Raw genomic sequence first — 9,960 nt, forward strand, 5'->3', positions numbered from 1 at the left:
CAAATCTCCGGTCGCGACGCAGGATTCGCGACACCTTCCCGCCGATTCGAGGTGTAGCGCGACGAAGCAAGGAGCGTTCCGTTCAACGGTCCGAACCACACGCGGTGCCACGCCGACACATCTACGGTGACGGTTCAGCAACTCATCGGAGGCTCCTGTGGCGCGCTCGACCCACCCCCGGATCACGATCGGCGTACGGGTGCCCCCGTGTCGGCCGCTGCCCGAGATCGCCGCGTTCGCAGGCACCGTCGAGGACGCCGGTTTCGACGCGCTGTATGTGCCGGACTCCCAGACGCTGTGGCGCGATAGTTACCTCAGCCTGCATGCGGCGGCTGGCACGACTGAGCGGCTGACACTCGCCACCGCCGTCTCGAACGTCGTGACCCGGCATCCGAGCGTCATCGCCGGCCTCGTGCGGACACTCGACGAGGTCGCGCCGGGCCGGATCGCGCTCGGCTTGGGCGTGGGTCACAGCTCGGTCGAGCCGATCGGGCTGCGCCCCAGCACCCGCGCCCAACTGCGTGCGGGCGTCGACGCGATCCGACGACTGCTGGCCGGCGAGGACGTCGCGTATGGCGAGGCAGTCGCGCGACTGCGGGACCCGCGCCCGAGCGGCGTGCCTGTGCATCTCGCCGCTACCGGCCCGCGCAACCTGCGCCTCGCCGGCGAGATCGGGGATGGCGCCATACTGCTGTCCGGGGTTGCCGACGCCCCGCTGCGGTCTGCCATTTCGCGGGTTCGCGAGGGAGCCGTTGCTGCGGGCCGCGCCGCAACCGACCCGCAGATCACCGTGTCCGCACACGCCTTGGTGACCGACGATCTGGAGCGGGACGCGCGGATCATCAAGCCGATCCTGGCCTCGATCGCGCAGCGCGGCGGCGCAAGCGCACTGGCAACGGCGGGCATCGAGGTGAGCGTGCCCACCACCATCACCGGTGTGGTGCCCGACTTGGTCCACGCCGAGGACTGGCAGCACGCTGTCGACATCTGCTCCCAATGGATCAGCGACGCCGACGCTGCCGCTTTCGCTCAGGCGTTCTGCCTGTTCGGCACAGCGGAACAGATCGTCGACCGGATCGCCGCCGTGGCCGACCTCGGTGTCACGTCGATCTTCCTGCAACACGTCGGGTCCTGGGACCTGCCCACGGAACTGGTCGCCTCAGTAGGCCGTGACGTCATCCCCCGGCTCGGGCAGCTCAGGACCGGAAAGGCGACAACATGACACTTCGGCGCGCGTATGCCGACACCCCGCTCGGCCAACTGCACTACGCGGAGGACGGCGCCGGCCGCACCGTCCTCATGCTCCACCAGGCGCCCCGCTCACTCGATGAGTTCGCCGAGGTGCAATGCGAGCTCTCCACCGACGTGCACACCATCGCGACGGACCTGCTCGGCTTCGGGATGAGTCCGCCACTTGCCGCCCCACAGACCATAGAGGCGATGGCCGACGGCGTCATCGCCCTGCTCGACGCGCTCGAGGTCGAGGCACCGGTGTTGCTCGGCCACCACACCGGTGCCGCAGTAGCGCTCGAGGTGGCGGCACAGGCCCCGGAGCGCGTCGATGCACTCGTCCTGTCCTCGATGCCGTGGGTCGGACCGGCGCGACGAGCGAGCGGAAAGAGCGTCGGTGTCGACGATGCACAACAACGGAACGACGGATCACACCTGACCGAGCTGTGGTCGCTGCGGCAGCCGTACTACCCAGCCGACCGACCGGATCTGCTCGACCGGTTCATCAGGGACGCGCTTGCCCCTGGAGTCGATCCCGCGGAAGGACATCGCGCCTGTGATCGATATGTCATGGACGAACGGATCGGCCTCGTGCAATGCCCCGTACTCGTGCTGACCGCGACCGACGATCCGTTCGCAGCACCTGCTCTTCCGCACATCGTCCACGGCCTGACCGGCGCCGCACAGGTCACGACGGCGAGCGTCGACGGGGCCATGATCCCCGCGATGGAGCAGTGTGCCGATCAGGTCGCGAAACATGTGCGGTCGTTCCTTGCGCAGCTTCCCTGAACGCAATGCCGTGAGCCACTGGTTTCGATAAGGAAAGTGCACGCGGCTCGTTCCTCGCCGCGTGCACTTTCCTACTCAACCCGCCCGACGCGCTCAGCCGGAGTTGCGCAGCGCCGTCGCGAGACCGTTCATGGTGAGCAGGATGCCGCGCTGGACCTGCGGGTCGTCGTCACCGCTGCGGTAGCGCCGCAGCAGCTCGACCTGCAGGTGGTTCAGGGGCTCCAGGTAGGGGAACCGGTTGAAAACAGAGCGTTTCAGTGCCGCGTTGTCCCACAGCAGATCCTCGTGGCCGGTGACCCGCGCGAACATCTGCAGCGTCCGCTGGTGCTCGTCGACGATCTTGGAGAAGACGCGCTCGCGCAGCGCCTCGTCCTCGACGAGGCGCGAATAGCGTTCCGCAATACCGAGATCCGACTTCGCCATCACCTGTGCGAGGTTCGACATCACCGTCTGGAAGAAGGGCCACCGCTCGTAGTAGCCGCGCAACGCCGCCAGCCGTGACTCGTCATCGCCGACCCACTTCTCCAGCGCGCTGCCGGTGCCGTACCAACCCGGCAACATCACCCGCGACAGCGACCACGACATCACCCACGGGATCGCCCGCAGGTCGCTGATCTCCCTGGTCGCCTTGCGCGACGACGGACGCGAGCCGATGTTCATCGCGCCGATCTCGGCGACCGGTGTCGAGGTCGTGAAGTAGTCGACGAAGCCGTCGGTGCGATGCACCAGGTCGGCATACGATTCCCTTGCCAGAGCAGCGATTTCATCGAGCGCGGCATACGCATCAGCGGTGTCGTCACCCAACCCCTCGACGTCCAGCAGCGACGCCTCCAGGGTCGCTGCCAGCAGGGTCTCCAGGTTGCGCGTCGCCAGCGGCGGCTCGGCATACTTCGCAGCGATGATCTCGCCCTGCTCGGTGAGCCGCAGCGAGCCACGCACCGCACCCGGCGGCTGGGCGAGGATCGCCTCGTAGCTCGGGCCACCGCCGCGGCCGACGGTGCCGCCACGCCCGTGGAAGAGCCGTAGCCGGATGCCGGACTCCTGTGCCACTTCGACCAGATCGAGTTCGGCCCGGTAGAGCGCCCAGTTGGCCGCCATGTAGCCGCCGTCCTTGTTGGAGTCGCTGTAGCCGAGCATCACCTCCTGCAACCCGTCCTTGCTGTCCACCAGCTGCCGGTAGACCGGAACAGCGAGGACTGCTCGCATCGTTGCAGCCGAAACCTGAAGATCCTCAATGGTTTCGAAGAGCGGCACGACATTGACCGAGCAGGTCGCACCGTCATCGCCCACTCCCGGATCGAGCAGTCCTGCCTCCTTCAGCAGCACCGCCGTCTCGAGCATGTCGGACACCGAGGTGCACATGCTGATCACGTGGTTCGGCACCGCCTCGGGCCCGAACGTCTGCACGGCACGCGCGGCCGCAGCCGTGATGGCGAGTTCCTTGGTCGTCTGCTCCGAGAACTGCGCACCCGCACCGACCAGCGGACGCCGGTTCGCCAGCTCGGCCGTCAGCAACTCGACCCTTGCGTCCTCCTGCAGCGACAGATAGTCGGGGTGCACCCCGGCCCATGCGAACAGCTCGGCGATCACCTGCTCGTGCACGTCGGAGTTCTGTCGCAGGTCCAAGCCGTAGAGGTGGAAGCCGAAAGTCCGCACGGCTTCACGCAATTGGAGCAGCTTGTCGTCGGCGATCAGCCCGCCCGAGCCTTCGCGCAGTGCCGTGTCGACGATGTCGAGATCGGCCGACAGCTCGTCCGCACTCCTGTATGGCGCAGCGCCCGCCACCTCGACCGCCGCTTCGAACCAGTCGTGGAAGATCTCCCCGTGCGTTGCGGACAGCCGGCCACGGATCCAGGCGATCACCTGCCGGTACGGCTCGTCCGTCCGGTCGTCCGTGCTGTTGAGCGCGGCCAGCTCGAGCAGCTCTCGTGAGGCGGGCGTCATCCGAATGGAGAAGGAGTACTCGTCCTCGAGCACCTTCAGCTCGCGCAGGTAGTGCTGGATCGCGGTCTGCGCGGCCCGGCCGCTGGCGGTCGACACGACGTCGGCGGTCACGTTCGGGTTGCCGTCGCGATCTCCGCCGATCCATGAACCCGCCCGCAGCACAGGCTCTTTCGCGACGTATGCCGCCGGATAGCGTGCACCCAGCTCGTCCCGGACCCGGGCATTGAGCTGCGGCATCACTTCGAAGAGGGACGCCTCGAACCAGCGCAGTCCGACTTCGATCTCGTCGGTGATGTCCACCCGCCGCAGCCGCACCAACGCGGTCTGCCACAAGGTCAGGATCTGCAGCCGAATCACCCGCTCCCCCGCGGCCAGCTCGGTCGGCGTCAGGTTGCCCTGCTCCCGACGGCGCATGACGTCCTTGATGCGCGCCTGGGTCTGAATGACCGTCCGGCGCCGCGTCTCGGTCGGGTGCGCGGTGATCACCGGCACGACCGTGGCGCCACCCAGCGCGTCCTGAACCGTGTCGTCATCCAGTCCTGCCGCGTCCAGCTTGGTGAACGTCGCCGCCAGCGAGCCGTCCTGCGGCGGCTCCCCCGCGTTGACGTGCATCGCCCGCCGCCGCTCGCGGTGCAGGTCCTCGGCCAGGTTCGCCAGCAGCGCGAAGAGGCTGAACGCGCGAACGACCTTCATCGCGTCCTTCGTCGGCAGCGCGTCGAAGATCGCCGCGAACTCGTCGCGGTGCTCCTCCCGGCGACGCACCGCGAACGCGCGCGTCCGCGCCTCCTCGACGAGTTGGAGGACCTCTTCGCCCTCCTGCTCCCGGATCACCTCCCCGAGGATCCCGCCGAGCAGGCGGATGTCCTCGCGCAGCGGTTCGGAGGCTGCGCGTCCTTGCTCAGTGACGTCGAAGGCCAGCATGTGATCGAACATGGCCACCATAGTGGTGCCTTGACGCCCATCATGTGGGCATTCGTCTCGGGACGTGAGCAATCTCGCATGCCCCGGTCATGCAGTTTGGATATGTCCGCCAACCACCAGACACCAGCTTGTCAGCGAGCGACTGCATCGAGCGACTGCTTCGAGCAGCGCCACACAGCGGTGGGGCCGCCGGGTTAATCTCGACGCAATGACTTCCACCGACGCCGCCATCACCGTAACCATCGCCCCACACCGGGTGAACGGCCTGCTGCTGCGATCGGCCGCCCGACCGGTCGTGCAGATCGATGGCGACGACCACGTCGCGCGCTGGCGGAAGCCGGTCACGGTCTCCGTGCCGCCCGGACCCCATCGCATCCGCGCGTTCCTCCGCTATCGCGGCCGGAAGTCCGAACTCGGCGCGACCGAGCGCGATGTCGACATCGCCGCGGGCGACAGCTGGCGGTTCGTCGCCACGCACGGCCTCACGAACGGCTCCGGACTCAGCTTCACCCAGGTCGACCGCGCGTGACCGTGCTTATCGATCCACCGATGTGGCCCGCGCACGGCCGGCTCTGGTCGCATGTCGTCAGCGACACGTCGTATGACGAACTGCACGCGTTCGCAAACACTCTCGGCATACCTCGCCGACTCTTCGACCTCGACCACTACGACCTGCCCGAGGACCGCTATGCCGATGCGGTTGCCGCCGGTGCGGCCGAGGTGAGTGGGTCGACGCTCATCCGCCGGCTGATCGCCAGCGGGCTGCGGGTGCCGGAACGCGAACGGCGCGGACGATGAGCCGCTGACCGCTTGGTAGGTTCGACGAAACATCCTCGGAGCAGCAAGGATTCGCATGCCAGCCAACCTCGAGGTCGCCATCGAGATCAACGCCACGCCGACGCAGGTGTGGACGGTCGTCTCCGACCTGAAACGTATGCCGCAGTGGAGCCCCCAGACACGCCGGGTCATCGCGCGTGGTGGTCCGCTGCACCTGGGAAGCACGATGATCAACGTCAACCGGCGTGACGTGCGGGTCTGGACCACGCGCAGCAAGATCGTCGACCTCGAGCCGAACAAGCGGATCGCCTGGCGGGTCACCGAGAACCACACGGTCTGGAGCTTCGACCTCGAGCCGCTCGACGACAACACACGCACCCGGCTGATCCAGCGTCGCGACGTCTCCGGCGACACCACGAAGATCTCCAAGGTGCTGATCGACAAGCTGCTCGGCGGCGAACAGAGCTTCGAGAAGGAGCTGACCACCGGCATGCGGCAGACGTTGCAGGGCATCCGTCGCTCCGTCGAATCCGACGTGTAGTCAAAGGGACCCAGGGAATGTCTGCATGTGTCTTCTGCGCCATCGCCTCGGGTGACTCGGCCGCGCACGAGGTCGCGCGCACCGACCACACGGTGGCGTTCCTCGACAACCGCCCGGTCTTCAAGGGGCACGTGCTCGTCATACCGACCGAACATGTGGTCACCCTCCCCGACCTGCCCGACGCGCTGCTCGCACCGTTCTTCGGCGAGGTGCGGCGCATCGCGGGCGTCATACCGGAGGCCCTGGGGGCACAGGGCACCTTCGTCGCGATGAACAACAAGGTGTCGCAGAGCGTCGCGCACCTGCACTGCCACGTGGTCCCCCGCACCAAGGGTGACGGGCTGCGCGGGTTCTTCTGGCCGCGTGTGCGGTATGCCGACGGCGAGCAGGCCGACTACGCCGAGCGCCTGCGCGCCACCCTGGCGGGCTGAACCGGGGCCCGCCGCCGTCGGAGCGTCGACCGGATCGTTACCAGCCTTTGCGCAGCCTTGGTGCTTAACTTGGAAGAGGCGGGGGCGCGCCCCGCGACGACGGCCGCCACCACGGCTACCGCCGCCAAGGTCGACTCGGAGGTCAACCATGGAAGGCTCAGTGCAACCCGGAAGTGTTGTCGTGGGGATCGACACCTCGACTTCATCGATCGCCGCCCTGGACTGGGCGGCCGACTACGCCAAGTCGACGCACTCACCCATCCATCTCGTCCACGGGTTCAGCCACGACAGACCCGATCTCGTCTTCAACATGGGTGCCGAGCCCGAGAAGCTGTATGCCGCCGGCGAGCGCGTCCTGACCCGCGGTCGCAACCGGGTCCTGCTGAAGGACGTGCGGCTGCATGTGACGACATCGCACCCGGACGGCTACCCGGCTGCCGCACTGGTGCGTGCCAGCACCCATGCGCAACTCGTCGTCCTCGGCTCGCACGGCGACAGCATGCTGCACATCTCCTCGCTCGGAGAGACCGCGCATCAGGTGGCCGCCCACGCCAAGTGCCCGGTGGCGGTGATCCGCAAGGACACCGACACGGCATTCGGGTGCATCACCGCCGGCGTCGACCGATCACCCCACAGCCGCAAGGCATTGGCGTGGGCGTTCGACGAGGCCGAACGCACCGGCGCGGACCTGCACGTGATCCACGTGTGGCAACCGGACGACGCCAAGGACCCCGGCCTCGGCAGCGCCGACTGGAAGTCCTACATGGCCAACGCCCGCTCCCAGATCGAGGCGTCCGTCGCCGGCCAGCAGGAACGGCACCCGTCGGTCAAGGTGCTGACCGAACTCGTCGACGGCAACCCGACCCGCGCGCTGGTCGACAAGTCGCACGAGAGCGACCTCGTCGTCGTCGGGGCACGCGGCATCGGCGGTTTCGAGGGCCTCAGCCTCGGTCGCGTCGCCGTCGACCTGTTGTCGCACGCCACCTCCCCCGTGCTGGTGATGCACTGAGTCCGTAAGCGGGTTGAGGAGCGGAGGAGCGAAGCGGAGGAGCGTCTCGAAACCCCGTGGAGGGTCTCGAGACGCTCCTTCGTCGCTACTCGACCCGCTGGGTGGCGTCCAGCCTGTCGAGCAGGAACGCGAACTCGAACGCCGTCTGCTGCCAGCCGTCATAGCGACCGCTACGGCCGCCGTGCCCGGCTGCGATCTCGGTCTTGAGCAGGATCGGACGCTCCGGGTCGGCATCGACCGTCTCGCGCAGTCGTTGCACCCACTTGGCCGGCTCGACGTAGAACACGCGCGTGTCGTGCAGGCTGGTGGTGGCCAGGATCGCCGGGTAGCGGCCCGCCCGGATATTCTCGTAGGGCGTGTAGGACTTCATGTAGGCGTAGACCTCGGGGTCCTCGATGGGGTTGCCCCACTCCTCCCATTCGCCGGCCGTCAACGGTAGGGACGGATCGAGGATCGTCGTCAGCGCATCGACGAACGGCACGTCGGCGTGCACTGCGGCATACAGCTCTGGCGCGAGGTTGGTGACCGCGCCCATCAGCAGCCCGCCGGCCGAAGCGCCTTCTGCGACAAGGCGATCCGGATGCACCCAGCCCAGCTCGAGGAGTGCGCGCGACACTGCGACGAAGTCGGTGAACGTGTTGCGCTTCGCGAGCAGCTTGCCGTCGTCATACCACTTCCGGCCGAGCTCGCCGCCGCCGCGCACGTGCGCCACGACGTAGACGACGCCGCGGTCCAGCAGCGACAACCGCGCCGCCGAGAAGTAGGGATCGAACGACATCTCGTAGGAGCCGTAGCCATAGATGAAACCCGGATTGCTGCCGTCGGCCTCGATCTCGCGGCGCCGCACCAGCGACGCAGGCACCCGCGCCCCGTCCTCGGCCTTGACCCAGACACGCTCCTCGACATACAACTCCGGCCGGTAGCCGGGCACCTCGCGTGCTTTGAGCAACGTCAGCTCGCCAGTGGTCGGTGAGTAGTCGAAGACACTGCTCGGAGTCAGCCACGATGTGAGCACCAATTGCACTGTGGCCGTGTGATATTCGGGGTTGTTGCCCAGCGCGAGCGTGTGCAGCTCGGGCTCCACGGGTATGGCGCGAGGCTCCCCCAGCGCACCGTCCTCACCCTTGGGCAGCAGTCGCAGCGTCCGTAGGCCCTCGTGCCGCATCGACACCAGCACGAAACCGGCGAAGGCGTCGACACCGAGGATGCGGTCACCCTCGACACCGGTCATCACCGGCTGCCAGTGCTCTCGACCGGGCGTGGCCAGCGGGGCCTGCGCAAGGTCGAAGTCGACCCGAGAACCGTTGTGCACCACGAGGATCCGGTCGCCATCGACCTCGACGTCGTAGTCCAGTCCGGTCACGCGCGGCTGCACGACACGTAGCTCACCCGTCGGCTCGGCCAGGTCCAGCAGGTGTGCCTCGGTCGTCGTGCTGGAGCCGATCATCACGATCAACCACCGCTCGTCCCGGGACTCCCCGATCATGAGGGAGAACTGCTCGTCGTCCTCGCGGATCAGCAGTTGGTCCCGCTCGACGGGCGTGCCGAGCTGGTGGCGCCATACCTCGTGGGCGCGCCAGGCTTCGTCCCGTCGCGTGTAGAAGAGGTGCTGCCCGTCCCTCGACCAGACGACGCCGTTGCCGATGCGGCGGACCTTGTCGTCGAGCACCGTGCCGGTCGCGGCATCCCGCACCGACAGGTCGTAGATCTCGTCGCCGGTCACGTCCAGGCCGATCGCGACGCGGCTGCCATCGTGACTCACCGCCAGGTCGGACAGCTCGAAGAAGTCGCGCCCGACCGCTTCGGCGTTGCCGTCCAGCAGCACCTGCTCACCGGCGAGCGACTCCCCCGGCTGCGGGTCCGGCCGGTCGGCGCCCGCGACATACGGCACCCGCACGTGCACGGCATACTGCTCGCCCTCGACGGTGCGGGAGAAATACCACCAGTCGCCCATGCGCACGGGTACCGACAGGTCGGTCTCCTTCGTGTGCGCCTTGATCTCGCCGAAGATGGTGTCCGCCAACGGTTTCAGGTGGTCCGTGACGGCGGCAGTGTAGGCGTTCTCGGCCTCGAGATGCGCGATGACCTCGGGCGACTCCTTGTCGCGCAACCATTCGTAGTCGTCGGTGACGGCGTCACCGTGGAAGGTGCGGGTGGTGGGCACGCGACGGGCACGTGGCGGCTGCGGAGAGGTCACCCGCCAACTCTACGAGCCCCACCGATCCATGCCGAGAGGACACCCGTTCATCGAGAGGACAGGCGATTCGGGCCGAATTCGGCCCGAATCGCCTGTCCTCTCGATGAACGGGTGTCCTCTC

At 67.7% G+C, this 9,960-nt stretch carries 9 protein-coding genes; 7 read left to right on the top strand and 2 right to left on the bottom strand.

Translation table 11 applies throughout. The features are described 5' to 3' along the window. Nucleotides 1-157: 157 nt before the first annotated feature. Both VG502_RS16565 and VG502_RS16570 read left to right on the top strand, forming a co-directional pair. Complete coding sequence (locus VG502_RS16565; RefSeq protein ID WP_325551186.1) at nt 158-1,222, top strand: LLM class flavin-dependent oxidoreductase; 1,065 nt, start codon at nt 158-160, stop codon at nt 1,220-1,222. Next, nucleotides 1,219-2,019, top strand: coding sequence for an alpha/beta fold hydrolase (locus tag VG502_RS16570; protein ID WP_325551187.1), 801 nt, complete (start codon nt 1,219-1,221; stop codon nt 2,017-2,019). The genes VG502_RS16565 and VG502_RS16570 overlap by 4 nt, the downstream gene beginning before the upstream one ends. Before the next feature lie 93 nt (nt 2,020-2,112). Here VG502_RS16570 and ppc read toward each other — a convergent pair whose 3' ends face one another. Then, entirely contained in the window at nt 2,113-4,896 is a 2,784-nt protein-coding gene (gene ppc / locus VG502_RS16575; protein WP_325551188.1) for a phosphoenolpyruvate carboxylase, read from the bottom strand. A 196-nt stretch (nt 4,897-5,092) separates the two neighbouring features. Between ppc and VG502_RS16580 the strand changes: the two genes are divergently transcribed. The 5 genes from VG502_RS16580 to VG502_RS16600 all read left to right on the top strand — a co-directional run bounded on the left by VG502_RS16580 (nt 5,093) and on the right by VG502_RS16600 (nt 7,642). Further along, a complete protein-coding gene (locus VG502_RS16580; RefSeq protein WP_325551189.1) occupies nt 5,093-5,413 on the top strand; it encodes a hypothetical protein in 321 nt (106 codons plus the stop codon). Beyond that, a complete protein-coding gene (locus VG502_RS16585) occupies nt 5,410-5,682 on the top strand; it encodes a DUF4031 domain-containing protein (RefSeq protein ID WP_325551190.1) in 273 nt (90 codons plus the stop codon). The genes VG502_RS16580 and VG502_RS16585 overlap by 4 nt, the downstream gene beginning before the upstream one ends. 55 nt (nt 5,683-5,737) lie before the next feature. Next, nucleotides 5,738-6,202, top strand: a complete 465-nt coding sequence (locus VG502_RS16590; protein WP_325551191.1) for an SRPBCC family protein — start codon at nt 5,738-5,740, stop codon at nt 6,200-6,202. After that, the gene (locus tag VG502_RS16595; protein ID WP_325551194.1) at nt 6,190-6,633 is read left to right on the top strand and encodes an HIT family protein; all 444 of its coding nucleotides are present in this window, start codon (nt 6,190-6,192) and stop codon (nt 6,631-6,633) included. Before VG502_RS16590 ends, VG502_RS16595 begins: the two co-directional genes overlap by 13 nt. A gap of 181 nt (nt 6,634-6,814) precedes the next feature. Beyond that, entirely contained in the window at nt 6,815-7,642 is an 828-nt protein-coding gene (locus tag VG502_RS16600; RefSeq protein ID WP_325551192.1) for a universal stress protein, read from the top strand. 85 nt (nt 7,643-7,727) lie between these two features. Here VG502_RS16600 and VG502_RS16605 read toward each other — a convergent pair whose 3' ends face one another. Beyond that, nucleotides 7,728-9,839: a S9 family peptidase gene (locus VG502_RS16605; protein WP_325551193.1), complete on the bottom strand. Its 2,112-nt coding sequence runs from the start codon at nt 9,837-9,839 to the stop codon at nt 7,728-7,730. Nucleotides 9,840-9,960: the final 121 nt, after the last annotated feature.

Origin of the sequence: Flexivirga sp., from assembly GCF_035551235.1 — a bacterium.
Classification (GTDB): Bacteria; Actinomycetota; Actinomycetes; order Actinomycetales; family Dermatophilaceae; genus Flexivirga.